This is a genomic window from Adhaeribacter radiodurans, from assembly GCF_014075995.1.
Taxonomy (GTDB): Bacteria; Bacteroidota; Bacteroidia; order Cytophagales; family Hymenobacteraceae; genus Adhaeribacter; species Adhaeribacter radiodurans.
In genome coordinates this window covers 2,199,456-2,214,663 of record NZ_CP055153.1, presented here as the reverse complement: position 1 = coordinate 2,214,663, position 15,208 = coordinate 2,199,456, and the positions used below count along the sequence as shown (strand labels likewise).

At 39.9% G+C, this 15,208-nt stretch carries 15 protein-coding genes; 9 read left to right on the top strand and 6 right to left on the bottom strand.

Annotated elements, in window-relative coordinates; translation table 11 throughout:
* Positions 1-25: 25 nt before the first annotated feature.
* Complete coding sequence (locus HUW48_RS09270; protein ID WP_182415405.1) at positions 26-304, bottom strand: heavy metal-binding domain-containing protein; 279 nt, start codon at positions 302-304, stop codon at positions 26-28.
* 347 nt (positions 305-651) lie between these two features.
* Positions 652-1,050: a hypothetical protein gene (locus HUW48_RS09265; RefSeq protein ID WP_182415404.1), complete on the bottom strand. Its 399-nt coding sequence runs from the start codon at positions 1,048-1,050 to the stop codon at positions 652-654.
* Positions 1,051-1,451: 401 nt separating this feature from the next.
* Between HUW48_RS09265 and HUW48_RS09260 the strand changes: the two genes are divergently transcribed.
* From HUW48_RS09260 to HUW48_RS09240, 5 genes are all read left to right on the top strand, one after another.
* Positions 1,452-1,895: a hypothetical protein gene (locus HUW48_RS09260; protein WP_182415403.1), complete on the top strand. Its 444-nt coding sequence runs from the start codon at positions 1,452-1,454 to the stop codon at positions 1,893-1,895.
* Between the two features lie 51 nt (positions 1,896-1,946).
* Positions 1,947-2,699 carry a molybdate ABC transporter substrate-binding protein gene (modA, locus tag HUW48_RS09255; RefSeq protein ID WP_182415402.1) on the top strand — a complete coding sequence of 251 codons (753 nt, stop codon included), beginning with the start codon at positions 1,947-1,949 and terminating at the stop codon, positions 2,697-2,699.
* Between the two features lie 18 nt (positions 2,700-2,717).
* Positions 2,718-3,389 (top strand): molybdate ABC transporter permease subunit, encoded by a 672-nt coding sequence (gene modB, locus HUW48_RS09250; protein WP_182415401.1) that lies wholly within the window; start codon positions 2,718-2,720, stop codon positions 3,387-3,389.
* Positions 3,386-4,003: an ABC transporter ATP-binding protein gene (locus HUW48_RS09245; RefSeq protein ID WP_182415400.1), complete on the top strand. Its 618-nt coding sequence runs from the start codon at positions 3,386-3,388 to the stop codon at positions 4,001-4,003. The genes modB and HUW48_RS09245 overlap by 4 nt, the downstream gene beginning before the upstream one ends.
* Before the next feature lie 295 nt (positions 4,004-4,298).
* Entirely contained in the window at positions 4,299-4,523 is a 225-nt protein-coding gene (locus tag HUW48_RS09240) for a hypothetical protein (protein ID WP_182415399.1), read from the top strand.
* 575 nt (positions 4,524-5,098) lie between these two features.
* Here HUW48_RS09240 and HUW48_RS09235 read toward each other — a convergent pair.
* Positions 5,099-6,445 (bottom strand): GntP family permease, encoded by a 1,347-nt coding sequence (locus HUW48_RS09235; protein WP_182415398.1) that lies wholly within the window; start codon positions 6,443-6,445, stop codon positions 5,099-5,101.
* A gap of 35 nt (positions 6,446-6,480) precedes the next feature.
* On the opposite strand from HUW48_RS09235, the gene HUW48_RS09230 reads away from it, so the two are divergent.
* Positions 6,481-6,828 (top strand): hypothetical protein, encoded by a 348-nt coding sequence (locus HUW48_RS09230; protein ID WP_182415397.1) that lies wholly within the window; start codon positions 6,481-6,483, stop codon positions 6,826-6,828.
* A gap of 471 nt (positions 6,829-7,299) precedes the next feature.
* Here the strand turns inward: HUW48_RS09230 and HUW48_RS09225 are convergent, their stop codons facing one another.
* Positions 7,300-10,338 (bottom strand): TonB-dependent receptor domain-containing protein, encoded by a 3,039-nt coding sequence (locus HUW48_RS09225; protein WP_182415396.1) that lies wholly within the window; start codon positions 10,336-10,338, stop codon positions 7,300-7,302.
* Between the two features lie 1,066 nt (positions 10,339-11,404).
* Between HUW48_RS09225 and HUW48_RS09220 the strand changes: the two genes are divergently transcribed.
* Together HUW48_RS09220 and HUW48_RS09215 are read left to right on the top strand one after the other, a co-directional pair.
* Positions 11,405-11,809: a T9SS type A sorting domain-containing protein gene (locus HUW48_RS09220; RefSeq protein WP_182415395.1), complete on the top strand. Its 405-nt coding sequence runs from the start codon at positions 11,405-11,407 to the stop codon at positions 11,807-11,809.
* A 301-nt stretch (positions 11,810-12,110) separates the two neighbouring features.
* A complete protein-coding gene (locus HUW48_RS09215) occupies positions 12,111-12,620 on the top strand; it encodes a hypothetical protein (RefSeq protein ID WP_182415394.1) in 510 nt (169 codons plus the stop codon).
* A gap of 754 nt (positions 12,621-13,374) precedes the next feature.
* Here the strand turns inward: HUW48_RS09215 and HUW48_RS09210 are convergent.
* Positions 13,375-13,752: a T9SS type A sorting domain-containing protein gene (locus tag HUW48_RS09210; protein WP_182415393.1), complete on the bottom strand. Its 378-nt coding sequence runs from the start codon at positions 13,750-13,752 to the stop codon at positions 13,375-13,377.
* 71 nt (positions 13,753-13,823) lie between these two features.
* Positions 13,824-13,991: a pirin family protein gene (locus tag HUW48_RS09205; protein WP_262891527.1), complete on the bottom strand. Its 168-nt coding sequence runs from the start codon at positions 13,989-13,991 to the stop codon at positions 13,824-13,826.
* A 243-nt stretch (positions 13,992-14,234) separates the two neighbouring features.
* Between HUW48_RS09205 and HUW48_RS09200 the strand changes: the two genes are divergently transcribed.
* Positions 14,235-15,134, top strand: a complete 900-nt coding sequence (locus HUW48_RS09200) for an SDR family oxidoreductase (protein WP_182415392.1) — start codon at positions 14,235-14,237, stop codon at positions 15,132-15,134.
* The last annotated feature ends 74 nt before the right edge of the window (positions 15,135-15,208 follow it).

Here is a 15,208-nt window from a genome sequence, read left to right as displayed (position 1 = left end):
CTGTTTCCCGGGAGAAATTTAAAATTTAGTGCTGATCTCCGTCCGTGTGCTCGTGGTCGGCGGCGGCTACTTTTTCGAGGTTCATGCCGCACTTGGAGCATTTACCGGGTTCGTTGCTGGTAACTTCGGGGTGCATAGGGCAGGAATACTCCGCCGCCGCTAAATCGGAACCAGTTTGCTGACTGGAGTCAGCCTTTACAGTAGTTTGTTCCGTGGTATTTTGAGTAGAGCCACCGTTGTTACAGGCGGTAAAAGCAGTTAATCCAATCAGGACAAAGCAGATATTAAAAAGAATTACTTTCATGATGTGAGCGATATAAATTTTTAAGATTTAGTAAATTTTCTATCTAAAAGGCAGCCTCTTCCAAAAAAGCTTTTGCGCCATTTAAGAAGTAGAATATAAAAAAGATTACATAAGAGCTGTGCCAGCCAAGCTTAAATGAATTTTGCTGAAAAGTTTTTAACTTCTGAAAAAGGATGGCAGAATTAAAAGCATCTGTTCAGACGCAGATTACCTTTGACTTAGAACCACCCGTTGGGCAGATGAAAGCCTAAGTAAAACTCAACCAAAATGTTAAAATGAATACAGCTGCGGCGAAGCCAGGCTAAAAGGAGAAAATAGCCGGACAACTTCTGCTAAGAGAAAGGAAATTAAATAATAAATATTTGATGCAAAATACCTTTAAATCTACCGGAGTGAGGCGGTGGCAAAGAAAAATAAGGCTGAGCTGCCTGTAAAGTTAAAGAAATAACTTCGGTGTAAGCTCGGTAAGAGGGAGCAGGTTGTAGTAATTTTGCTACTTGCTCATAGTTCTGCCGGGAATTAAACGACCAGTAAACAGAGGCAGGCAATACACACGACCCAATTCCGCAACTTTCATCGGAAGTTTTAGAATTTTGCTCTGGCTTGCTGCAGCAGCAACCAGAATGAGCAGAATTAGTTGTTGTTTTTTCGTTGAAGCAATCCGATACAGGCACACGAAATCCGGAAGAAGCTAAGCTTACCGCCAGGATTATCAAGAAGTGCATGATTTTCTGAATTGCTTTCATGTAAAGGATTAAGAAAAAAATTATTTACAAAGGTGTAAACTTTTTATTTATAACAAAAATAACAAACGATTAGGTTACAAGCTTTATATAATTTAGTAAAAAATTAACACAATTTGCATGACCGGTTTATTACGCAACTTTGTAAGGAGTAGGCAGTGGCTTACAAAACACCTTTAAAATTAATTTGTTGATTTTTCTTCCTTACCTAAATATTAATAAAGGGTAGTTGTTTCTTTATTTAACGTTCTCTTGAGTCAGGAGGTATAAATAAGATTTTAAATTTTATCCGGGTTAAAGATTCCTGCATTTTAAAACGCTTGGCTGAATTACTTTTTAAAAGCGCCGTAAATAAAAGAATGAGGGTTCCGAAAAGAAGATTCTTAAAAAGTGTAAATTGGAATATGAAAATACTACTACTACTTGCCTGGGTCTTGTTTTTCGTGACTGGATGTCAAAAGGATGAGGTAATTCCTAAATCCACGACGGAACTTTTGCAGGGTTCCTGGAAAGTAGCTTCTCATACTTACGACGGTTACGATGCCTCTAACCTTAAAGTGTACACCAACACTACCCAAAATACTTCTATTTACATAATATCCGGACAAAACATTAGCATTTCCGATGGCACTACTACCGATCCCTGGGCTACCTACACTTTAAGCGAACAACAAAATAAAAAGTACATTCACGTAGCCGGCTTTGGTTTAAACGCTACTTTTGAATTGGCGCAACTCACGCCCAATAACATGACCTGGCAGCGGGAAACCCAGAACGACACTTATCAGACAACCACCGGCGTAAGAAAAGATGCGAAATCCATTATTACCATTCAATTTCAAAAATAAAGTAGTTAGCACCCCGTTTCACGGGTAACAGAATTGATTACCGCCCCTTTTATGCGCTTTCTAATTTCCTGCTTTTTCTTGCTTTTAGGTTTCCATCTGGCTGGTTTTGCCCAACCATTACGGGTAGCTGTGGCGGCAAATGCTCAGTTTGTAATAAAACCCTTGCAGAAAGATTTTCAAAAAAAAACCAAGCTTCAAATAGAAATAATTACAGGTTCATCGGGTAAGCTCACCGCTCAAATTAAAAACGGTGCACCCTATGACGTATTTTTATCAGCTGACATGGAATACCCAACTAACCTTTTTAAAGCAGGGTTCGGCTTGAGTGCTCCTAAAGTATATGCCTTGGGTAGTTTAATTGTGTGCAGCACTTCTGAAGTAGCAATACAAAACTGGCAGCAATTGCTCCTCTCCCCTTCTATTACTAAAATTGCGCTGGCTAATCCGGAGCTGGCACCTTACGGGCGGGCAACTCAGGAAGCCATGCGACAGTATGGCTTGTGGGACAAAGTACATCCCAAACTAATTTTCGGCGAAAGTATTGCCCAGGTAAATACGTATATTACTACCGGAGCCGTAAAGTTAGGCTTTACCAGTGAAGCTTTAATTTACGAAAATTCAACTAAACATAAATTTAAATGGGCCCGGATAGATCCGAAAGCATATTCTACGATTGAACAAGGTATGGTGGTACTGAGCCACGCTAAAAAAGGAAATTATAGTAAGGCTATGCAATTTTACCATTATCTTTCGAGCCCGGCTGCTAAACAAATACTCCGGCAAAACGGATACCGGGTGCTGTAACGGGTAAATCAGAATACTATGGATTGGACTCCCATCCTGCTGAGTTTAAAACTTTCGTTTATTACCACATTAATTTTACTTTTTATTGGATTGCCGGTGGCATACTGGCTATCCGGAAGCCATTCTATTCTTAAAATTATTCTGGAAGCTATTATTACCATGCCGCTGGTTTTACCGCCTTCGGTTTTAGGATTTTATTTACTGCTAACTTTTAGTCCGCAGAATGCTTTGGGTAAATGGCTGCAGGATACTTTTGCGCTGCAATTGGTTTTTTCTTTTAAAGGATTGGTTTTAGCCTCGGTTATATACAGTTTGCCATTTATGATTAGTCCGGTAAAATCGGCGTTCGATCATTTGCCCAAGTCCATGACCGAGGCTTCTTATACCATGGGAAAATCCCGCACCGAAACTTTTTTTCTTATTTTATTACCCAACATTAAAGCTTCTATTTTAACTGCCGCCGTGCTCACTTTTGCGCATACCCTAGGCGAGTTTGGCGTAGTGCTTATGATTGGCGGCAATATACCAGGTATTACGAAAGTGGCTTCTATTGCCATTTATGATTCGGTGGAGAGTATGGATTATGCTAACGCCAATTATTATTCGTTGCTGTTATTTACTATTACCTTTGTAATTGTAGTAACTGTTTTTGTTTTAAACCGGAAATCGGCTAAAAGTCCTTTGGAATGATAGAGGTAGATATTTTAAAAAATATCAAAACGTATAACGGCCACCATCCGCTTCGCATAAAAACTACGTTTGCTACTAATAAAATTACGCAGATCTTTGGCCCGTCCGGAATTGGAAAAACTACTTTGCTTAAAATTCTGGCTGGCCTGGTGCAACCCGAGCAAGGTTTTATCCGGGTGAATAACGAAGTTTGGTTACATACGCAAAAACAGATTAATTGGCTCCCCCAGCAAAGAAAAGTTGGTTTTGTGTTTCAGGATTACGCCCTTTTTCCGCATTTAACGGTAGAACAACATTTATTGTACGGCACTCCGGATAAGGAATATGTAGCGCGTTTATTAGCAATTGGTCAAATGCAGGCTTTTCACCAACACAAACCCAAACAACTATCGGGGGGGCAGCAGCAACGCTTGGCCATCTTACGGGCACTCGCCATTAAACCCCAAATATTACTAATGGATGAGCCTTTTTCCGCTTTGGATTACACCTTAAAAAAGAGCTTGCTTACCGACCTAAAACCATTATTAATTGAGCTGCAAACTACATGTTTGGTGGTTACGCATTACCCCCTGGAAACAGAAGGCTGGGCCGAACTTTCTTTTACTTTAGAATAAAACCAGCTACTAAGTAAAAAGACACAAGTATCAGGATATTAGATGTTAGACTTTTTTTTGTGTGTGCATAAATAACTAATTATTAATTCCTTTTTACTACGATCGATACATGTATAGTAAATTAAGTTGGGCTGGTTACTTAATTACTAATTTAATCCAAAGTAAAATAAATAAGAGAGTAAAAATTAAAATAAAAAGTAAAAAGCTCGTCTTAAATTGTTATTTTAAAAGCTCACTTTTCGGGGGTAAGCCCTTTAGTTTAGCTAGTGCTTTAGGCAGAAACGTAAAAATACTAATGGTAAAAAGATACACGGCCCGGCTGGTTCAAAAATTCAAAGAAAAACAAGAACTGGTACGTCTTGTCCGTTTATTACCTTTCTTATTTCTGGTAGCGGTATTAATTACCAATACCATAGCCTGGTTAAAAGGAGCTGCCTGGTACGATACTGTATTAAACCCTTTGCTATTGTTCGTTTGGATAGTGGCTACCATATTCATTTACAAGAATAAATTCCGCTAAGGGTTAAACCAATTTACATTTCCTTTATATAGTAGCTACTGCAAACCCACAAGTTGCTAAAAACAGCAGTGTCGGAATTAGAAGTTTAAAACAATTTTTCTACTTACCCCCGTGATCCTGAAAGGATCAAACTAATTTAGAGTGACTGCTGCAGGGAGGTCTGGAAAGTTATACATTACATTCAATAAGTAATCTCCTTTACTATCAACAATCCGTTCTTCTTTTCTGCCGGTTAGTTCCTTCCAGGAGGACAAAAGTGAAAGAAGTAGCTACCATCAAACTATTGCTCAGGCAAGTTTTCGATAACCTGTTTTCAATACCTTCCGGGTTGGCTTCTTTTTAATATTCCCTTATGGTCATTATTAATATTACCTAATATAAGTAGGCTGCAGACAATACTGCTATCAAAACTAACCAAGTTTGTTATATATTATAAGCAAGGTAAACCAGCCAAAAGTAACTACGATGCAACTTTCTTTAATCTAGCAAATCCAAAACCGCCATAACCACAGTTTCATGTTTAATTAAAATATACGTAGTTAATTAAAATAGAAGGATAAACTCTATAGCTCGGGTTAGTTTAAGGTCATGAACAATACCCAAATAATAAGTTGCACGGTTATTCCCATCCATAAAGTAGCCACGCTGTACACTTTTAAAGTAGCCTCGGTCGTTAAATTAGAAAAACGACTAATTACCCAAAAGTAAGCATCATTGGCATGGCTGATCATCATGCTGCCGGCACCCATGCTTAAAAGCGCTAACGTTAAACCTATAGGCGATTGCAAACCTAAACTGCCCAGCATGGGGGTAACCAGCGAGGCAGCCGTAATAACTGCCACCGTAGAAGAACCCTGTGCCGTTTTTAAAATAGTAGCAATCAAAAAAGGAAAGAAAATACCCAGCGAAAGGCCACTAAGCAAATCGCCTAAGTTTTTACCCATACCCGTAGCCTGCAACATTTCCCCGAACATACCGCCTGCCGCAATAATGGCTAGTATCATTCCGGCCTTATCTACTCCATCCGTTAACCAATGCGATAATTCTTTTTTATTTTGCTTTTGAATCAGGGTTAAGGATAAAATAATACCAATACCTAAGGCAATTACCGGTTCCCCCACAAAGGAAATGAGCTGCAGGAGAATACTTTCGGCTACTGTTTGCTTAGCGGCATAAAGTAAAACAATAGATTTTAGTGCAATCAAAGCAATGGGTAGCAATACCGGCAGAAAGGAAAGCAAGGCGGGTGGTAATTGTTTTTCGGACTCCGGCATTATTTCTAATTCAGAATCAATGTACTCGTGCGTTATTTTACTACCGCGCCATACACTCCATCCAAAACCTACGAGTGCTGCTGGTATAGCCAGTACCAAACCATAGAGCATTACCTTACCTAAATCTCCGCCGGCGGTACCCACGGCCGCCGTAATACCAGGGTGCGGGGGCATAAGGCAATGAACAGCGTATAACGAAGTGGCTAAGGCGGCCGCCATTACCGGCATTTTGTGGTGCGATTTTTTTACTAAAGAATGATTTAAACCGCTTAAAATAATAAATCCGCTATCGCAAAATATAGGAATACCAATCAGAAAACCGGTTAAAGCAATGGCCGTGGGGGCATTTTCTTCTTGTACCATTCTTAAAATAGCGTTGGCCATACTTAAGGTAGCGCCGGTTTTTTCCAGAATTACTCCCAGCGTAGTGCCTAAAATAATAAGCAAGCCAATTTTTTCCATGGTATGGCCAAAACCGGTTTTCAGTACGGTTACAATTTCGGCCAAAGGTAAACCGCTGAGTAAACCCACTCCCAAAGCAGCCAACGTTAAAGCGAAAAATGCATTTACTTTTTTGTAAGCCGTAACCCAAATAATAAAGCCAATACTCGTAACCAGAAGAAAAAGTAAGTAGTAGGTGTTTGTCATGCAACTAAGTTTTACTTTATGGTCAGTTGGGGCGTATGGCATACGCCATAACAACCAACCGTAACCCAAAAGCTAAAGGTTTATTCTTAAAAAAACTAATACCGCTGAAATCCGGTGCGCTGCCTGCCAGCGGCGAGATGAAGTTAAATCCCTTCGGACAAATTGCCTACAAAGAATGGCTGGAAACCCCAACCGTTCGGCCCAACGTTGCATTAGATGTTTTTGTTATCATGCCTAATCATCTGCACGGCATCCTCATCATCCGTAAGGGCGAATTGCATTCGCCCTTATTGCCTCCTCCTGATTTGCCTCTGCCTGTATCGGATGTACCTGTAATGCATGATCCGCCGGATATTACCTATGCAACGAATTCGGGCGAATGAGATTCGCCCCTACGATCACCATCGAATACCATTGGGGCTATTGTGCGGGGATATAAATCGGCGGTAACTAAACAAATAAATTTACTAAATCGCGGCACACTGGTTTGGCAACGTAAGTACTACGAACATATCAACCGGAACGAACAAGCGTACTAGACCATCTCGGAATACATTATCAATAATCCTTTGAAATGGAAAGAAGATAAATTTTATGGTTTGTAAAGCCTTTCAAGTAAAAAGGCCAATTAAATGGTAGATAATAAGTTAGGAAAAAAGCTTCCCTCCTAAGTTTAGGAGGGGTAGGGGTGGTTGTTTTCCTATTTAAGCTACGTCTGTGAATGAATATTTATTTTTGTCAAGGTACTTATCTTCAGTTGTTGTAACGAATGCGCCTTTACGTATCTAAATCTTATGCCTAAAAAAAAGACCTGGATTTACCAGGTCTTTTGAAAAACAAATTTCAAAATCAACTTACTTCATTCGGGTAAAGGTAATAACTCGTTCCTGACCCTGGAAGGTAGAAGTTAAGGTAAGGGTATCGCCTTCTACTTTTCCCTGGTGCGGCACGTCGGTGCCCATAATATTCAGGTTAAAGCTAACTTCATTGTTAATTATTTTGCCGTTAGAGATTGGAGTTGCTCCCATAGCCGTTTGCATGGAACCGGTTAAAGTTTCTCCTTCGGCTTTTAATTGTAAATTCAATTCAAAATCCTCAATTTTTCCTTGCCAGTTACCGTTTATGTTAGCTGGTTGCCTGGCAATAGCGGAGGTATCGCTTGCCACAGAATTGGTAACTTGCGTTTGGCCCGGTATGGTTCCGGTTGTTGGAGCAGGCGCACCGGCTGGTCTTTGTCCGCCGGCTGGCAAACCTGCTGGCATTCCACCTGGCCGGCCACCAGCAGGGGCACCGCCTGGAGCACCACCCTGTGCTGGAGCGCCACCAGTAGTACCTCCGGCATCCTGACCACCACTTTCGCCACCTTTTAAATCATCATTCGAAACTGATTTTCTGCTTCTACGCGGCGCATTATCGTTGCTCATTTTACCAATCCGATAGCTAAAGTTTACTTTCAGGTTAAGGTTATGGAAAACATTTGTGCTTTTTTGACTAAAGATAGGCGAGTTTTGCTCGCTTCTTACTTTAATAGTAGTAGTAAAAAAGTTTTCGGCGCCAAAGCCAATGCTGCCTTTTTTCTCGTTAATATCTTTCTTAACGTTTAAGCTATAAATACCAAAACCGCCTTGGTACCCTTGTAACTGCACTTGCCGGCCCCGGTAAAAACCAAAACCTTGCAATCCCCAGCCCTGGCCTAAGTTATAAGAACCAAAAGCCCGTAAGTTGTACACCCAGCCTTTGTTACTGGCATTGTAAATCGGGTCGGCCACGTTATTATCAATTACAGAATAATAGGTATCAGTACCCCCCATCAACATCAGTTTACCCACATTCACGTTGCCGTTAATACTAAAACCATAGGCATTTTCCTGACCGATATTAGCATAAGTTGTACGTACGGTATCTAATCCAACCACATCCCGGATGCTTTGAATAGAATTATTCGTATTGCGGGCAAAAACGGAGAAGTTGAGCGAAGTGCGTTTAATAAAAGCACTGTAACCTAACTCCATATTATTGGTGTATTCCGGGTCTAGGTTAGGATTACCTTGCGTAATATTTTTGGTACTACCACTCGCGCCAAAGTTAGAGCCGGCAATTTGAATAGCCGGGTTCAGAAACTGCAACGAAGGCCGCTGAATCCGGCGGGTGTACGAAGCTTTTACTGTGTTACCGCCTTTCAATTTTTTTGATAAATTAACGCTGGGAACCAACACCCCATAAGAAGGAATGTCTCTCGTAGTTTCCTGATTATTTTTAAAATCGGCGTCTATATTCGTGTATTCATAACGGCCACCCACTTTTAAGCTGTATTGTTTAGGCGTTGTTAAAGTATATGATAAATAACTACCCATTACATTTTGGTTGTAGTTAAAAACGTTGTTGAGCTGCGCATTGGTGCTCCGGACAAAATCGCCGGTTGATTCGGCAGTAAAACGTTGGAAATCGCTGGAAACCTGCCGCATAATACCTTTTACTCCTGCTTCTACCATCTGGTTTTTACCGATTGGGTTCTGGTAATCGACCTGTACAGTGCTTTCCTGGTTCGAACTCTCGTTCAGGTTCTTTAACCGGGCCGGAGTAAATGCATCCGGGTTTAAAGTACTATTCAGGAAGTCGTTCGTGCGGTTATTCCGGCTAAACTGCGTTAATATACTAAGTTCCTGCTGCGGCTTGGCAAATAAGTGGGTATAGTTCACATTTACATCTACCTGGCCAGAATTATTTTTATTTTCTGCCTCCTGGTTTAAAGTACTAAGTGGCGTTCCATTCCGGAAACTCTGAGTAAGTAAATCATCCTGATAAGAACGCCCGTTGAAGGTGCCGAACATGATCGAAGAATTTAAATAATTCTTCTCGTTAATATCATAATCCCAGCCTAAAGTATACCGGCCCATTAAGTTGTTGGTACGGGTATCGGCATTTTGCTGGGTAGCCATTTGGTCCCCGGCTCCATTTATAGTGGTTTGAGTATTTTCGAAACTACCGGGCGTATTATAACCGGTCCGGCCAAAGCCACCCAAAGAAAAGCCCATTTTGCCTACCCGGTAAGAACCATTTAAACCTAAGTTTATGCCGCGTAAACCAATGCCGGTATCAATTCCTAAACTACCACCTTGTAAGTTATTTTTCTTCAGGATGATATTTACAATACCCGCCGAACCTTCAGCATCGTATTTTGCCGAAGGCGACGTGATTACTTCTACTGATTTTATTAAATCCGAAGGAATTTGTTTTAGCGCATCGCCCACACTTCCCGCAGTAATGGTAGACGGGCGGTTGTTAATTAAAACTTTAATATTCTGGTTACCACGCAGGGAAACGTTACCATCTAAATCCACGGACAACATCGGCACTTTGCGTAATACATCGGAGGCATCACCACCTCGGTTAGAGGCATCGTTTTCAGCGTTATAAACCGTACGGTCTACTTTTTCTTCTACTATGGCCCGCTGGGTCTGGATTTCTACTGCTTTTAAAGCAATGGCACTGGAGTTAATTTTTAATTCGCCGAGATCTACGTTTATATCTTTATCTCCTACCTTCACGTTATCAATGGTGCGGGTTTCGTAGCCGATAAAGGTAATCACTACCTGGTAAGTACCAGCTCCTACTTTCGGAATCGTGAATTTACCTTTATCATCGGCCAGGGTTCCATCTACGGCTTTGCCCGAAGCCGGGTCGTTTAAAGTAATGGTCGCAAAACCTACTCCTTGCTGGTTAGCCGCATCGAGAATGGTACCTGTAATATTGGCATCGCCTTTTGGAATGATAGAAGCTCCGCTGGTAACGGCAGCCGTTAAATTTTGATTTTTGGTAGGCCCACCCGGGCTTTGGGCCATTGCAAACGGGCTACTAAAGGCCAGTAATAATAATGGTAAGAATACTTTCATGTTTATGGTAAGTTAAAAAATTCAAGAATTAATCAGGTTAAGTGGCCTGATGGACGATACAAACTTAGTTCAAGCCAGTCAAAATCTTTTGGTAAATAGATGAAAGCCCTCTTTTTCTAGACAGAATTGGTCTATTTTACCGACTAAATCCTATAAGACACTGTAGATTTACTAAATCATCCTTAAAACCATTAACCCGAAAAACCAAGCTGTTAAAGAAACCGCTTTAGCAAATTGTATACTGGGAATAACTCTAACTTGGGTTTAGGTTTGCCAAAACGACCTCTCTGTTTATTATATTCCTGAAAAGTAGTAGCACCTTTTGGAGCTGCCAACAGGGTAAAGGTAACTGCTCCCTTAAAGTCGGTGATTACGGGTGAATTACAGGTAGAAATTTCAGAAATAAGGCTCGCTCCATATTTCAATTAAGGAAAGTCGGTTGGATTCTTAAAATTACATAAGGTTAGCTTAGCCTTACCCTAATTTTGGGTTAACTGTATAAGCGTAGTTCAATATTCTTCAATTGTGGAGGGTGGGTACATACCTCGATAAAGTAAACCTGCTAGCCGAAGGGATTTAACAAGGCAATGTCATTACTCTTATTTCAGGTCAATTTTAATTTACGCAAAAAGCGACTTCCTTACACTTATATATAGATGAGCGTTTTGCTGCTTTAAGACAAAAATGGATTCTTCTTTCTACTACTAATGAAGAATTGTAAAGGATTTATTTTCCTAATTGGATTTGTACCCTATTAATGGAAAATTTAACTTGGCCATTATTTAAACCAGCCCCACTTTCTAATAAACTACTTTTTTTATCTATTAAACAAGTATTTCCATCGACTAAACCCACCTTTTTCATCTCCCAAATAGATATTTACTCCTGATTATCAGTTATTTTCCAATTTGTAGCTTTTCTTTCCCGACCGGTCGGTGTTCTTGACTCATCCATCGATTCTGTTTTTTTCTTAAACCAAATAATGCTCCCTTTGAATCACTGAACGGCACAGGAAAGCCGCTAGTTAGTTCGAAATCAATTATTTAAAATTAAAAAAACAGAAATTATGAAAAATTTATTTGTTGCTGCTTTATTAGCCATAACTGTAAGTACTACCTCTTCCAGCTTTGCAAACTCTTCCCCGGTAATCCGCACAGAACATACTAAGTCAGATGCGGCTGCTACCGTAACTTTAAACCAAACTAAAAAATCAACATTGGAAGTAGTAATTAAAAATGCGCCTAATCCTAAATTAACGGTAAGTCTTTACGATTCTTTTGGGAACTATTTAGCCTCCAGAACTTTATCTAACCTAGAATCTGGAGTACGCCTAAACTTTGACTTAACTCCTTTAGAAGATGGTGTTTACCAGGTTAAAGTAATGGATGGTATAAGTACCCAGGTAAAGAAATTTGCCCTAAATACCGTAGTTCCTACTACCTCTGCTTACCAAAACCTTACCCTGCTTTAGAAATCTAGGTTAACTACCTCTTTTAAGTTTTAAACTAAGCATTCCAAGCTTCAAATCTTACTTTGGAAACTGGAAGGCTTTTTTATTTCATTATAATACTTACGCTTAAACCAATTCCAGAAGAAAATTATCTATTTAAAGCAGTAAACCATCGGTCAAAATCGGCTGTTGGTCGGTACATTCTTCTAAAATCCTTTTAGCACCTCTATTTTCCTAATACCGGCACTTGGTTTGAAATATTATTAGTACCAGGGTCTTAAATCTGGATGTAAAATAACTTAACCCTAAAAATGAAGATAAAATGAAAAAATTAGTAATAATGCTCGCCTTAGGTTTGGTAATAACCGGAACTTCGTTCGCTCAAAATACTCCCGATCGCCCTAATCCATCAGATAAATCTTTCAGTCCGGAAAAAGATGGCAAAAGAGAAAGAAATAAGTTTCGCCGGGATCGCGATGGTCGTTCCCGAATATCTTTGGAAGAACGAGCCGCAAAGCATACAGAAATGTTGAGCCAAAAATTAGATTTAAGCAAAAGTCAGAAAAAGAAATTGCAGGCTCTTAATTTAAAACAAGCTCAGGAACTAGAAAGCTTACATGGTCAGTTCGTGCAAGGTCGCGTGTGGAACAATAAACAACGCGAGCAAAGGCAACAAATCCAGGCCAATTGGGATAAAGATTTTAAGCACATCGTAGGTAAAAAACAATACGCTAAATACGAAGCCGAACGAAAGCAAATGCAAGCTAATCGTGGCAAGCGTTTCGGAAAAGACGATAACAATGCCCAGTTCAGAAGACCAGCTAATGGATAATTTAAGTTTGATAATAAAAGAAAAAAGTAAGCTAAGCAGCTTACTTTTTTCTTTTATTATCAGTAGGGTTAGTTTTTGTTTTAGTCTAGTAGAGCTTTATATAATGATTTCTATTGGATTTACACTGTGGGGTCTTTTCGAAGCTCTAGGTATAAGTGCTAACTTGTTTGAACCGACTAAGTTTTGCCTCAAGGCCGGCGGGCCTCGTTTAACTCTTTCGCACTTGCTATCCTTCCTTTCCTCGACTGCATCTGTGGAATACTGCTGAGCAGTACCGGCAAACTAGCAGGTGCTAAATAGCTAAACTGGTGTTAGTTGCTTTTAACAATCTATTTATGCAGAAAAAGTAAATATATTCTTTTAGCATTTAACTAACGTTAATTCCATTAGTCCGAAAAACACTCAGCGAGTACTCACCCGATTGAATAGCTAGATAAGAAAGTGGAGTAGCCCCGAAATAAGCACCTCATCTTTTTGCCACGGAAAAAAGTTTTAGAGAAATAGCCCGCCAAAAAATTTAAAAAATTCATCCGAGTTTTATTGTGACAAAGGCTAAAGTAGTTGCCATTCAGAACCGCAAAGCCTTATGGGTAATTATCTATCAGCGACTCGTATGCCAGCTTTATTCAGGAATGATCGCAAACCAATGCCCAATAAGATTCTTATAGTTTAAAAGAAGTAAAATTTACAAAGGGATATTCTTCCAAGGATTTTCGGGTATGTTTTACGTACAGAATATATAAACTAGACAAGGTTATATAATATATACTTTACGCATTTCGCTGTACTTTTCGGCATCTACCTTCACGTAATATAATCCTTTGTTAAAATTACTAAAATTCAGCACCTTAGTAGCCTCATCGTTCATTTCGTTAAAGCTTTCCTGCAATACTAAATTGCCAATAACATTAGTTACCCGTACCTGAATGCGCTTTCCTTTAAACCCGGCTAAAGACAAAAATACTTTACCCGTGCTGGGATTAGGGTACACTCCTATCTCTGGAGCAACATTATGGGTATAAAAGTTGGAACCAGGTAGTTTAATTGGAGCGGCATATTCATATATTTGGCTCTGGGCAAAAACATTAAAAGCCAACAGCCACACACTTACAGAAAGTATTATTTTTTTCATATTAAAGTTCGTCTAAAAATTTATTATGATTATAAATTTTCTACTTTATCAAATTGCAAATATCCGACCAATTAATGCAAATTACCGAACACATTTAATTCCATTATCAGTATTCGAATGTGGTTGCTTAAGGCTTCTAATTCTACTTCTTCGGTATCCCATAAAGCCAAACTATCTTTCTCGTGCAACAAACGGCCTTGTACCTCAAAGGCCCCGCGGTAAGCACAAAAATAAAGCAGGTAGATTTTTTATGCTGCAACGAATAATTCATTTTCTGACAGTCACCTATATCAATAATGTATTGGTAAATAGGATTTTTGTATCGACGAGTGCTTTGCTGGTATGGATTGTAAACCCTGAAAAACTATAGCTGCTGATTTTCAAGTGCTTAAATTATTGCTGAAACGAAATCCTGCCTGCTTCGTTTGATGATTTTATTCTAATTATAACCTATTAATAACCAATATTTTATATATAATATTATGGCTGAAAACGAGAAAACCCAATCGTCTATGCAGGATCCGCAGAAGCAATATCCGCAACCTCCCTATTCAGAGAAAGAACAATCGATACCTGGTACCGAATCCGAGATGCAACTAAAGCCCGATCATGGTGAAGAAACTTATCGGGGAAGCGGTAAATTAAGTGGGCGCAAAGCCATTATTACGGGCGGAGATTCCGGCATTGGCCGGGCAGTAGCTATTGCTTTTGCCCGCGAAGGAGCAGATGTATTAATTTCTTACCTGAATGAAGACGAAGATGCCCGGGAAACTGCCAAGTACGTAGAGGAAGCCGGACGAAAAGCGGTTCTGGTGCCAGGCGATATTAGCGAGGAGACTCATTGTAAGCAAATAATTCAGCGGGCAGTAGAGGAGCTCGGCGGCGTGGATATTTTAGTAAATAATGCGGCTTTCCAGATGGAGCGGGAGTCTTTGCAGGAAGTTTCGACGGAAGAATGGGACCGCACCTTTAAAACAAATATTTACTCAATGTTTTACTTGTGCAAAGCCGCCGAACCGCACCTAAAACCCGGCAGCACCATTGTGAATACTACTTCCGTAAACGCGTATAAGGCTCCGCCCAAATTAATTGCATATTCGGCTACTAAAGCAGCTATTCAAAACTTTACGGTAAGTACAGCTCAGCTTTGGGCAGATAAAGGTATTCGGGTAAATTGTGTAGCCCCAGGTCCCATCTGGACCCCACTGATTCCTTCTACCATGTCGCAGGACCACGTGAAAAATTTTGGCGAAAGTGTACCCATGAAAAGGGCAGGTCAGCCAGCGGAACTGGCTCCTATTTTTGTGTTATTAGCCTCGCAAGACTCCAGTTATATGACTGGTTCTACTGTGCAAGTAACGGGAGGTTATCCTACCATATAAAATTGAAAGATCTAAATTAATTTCCAAATAAAACTTGCCCGATTAATAATAGATTGATTATTAATTTACTAAAA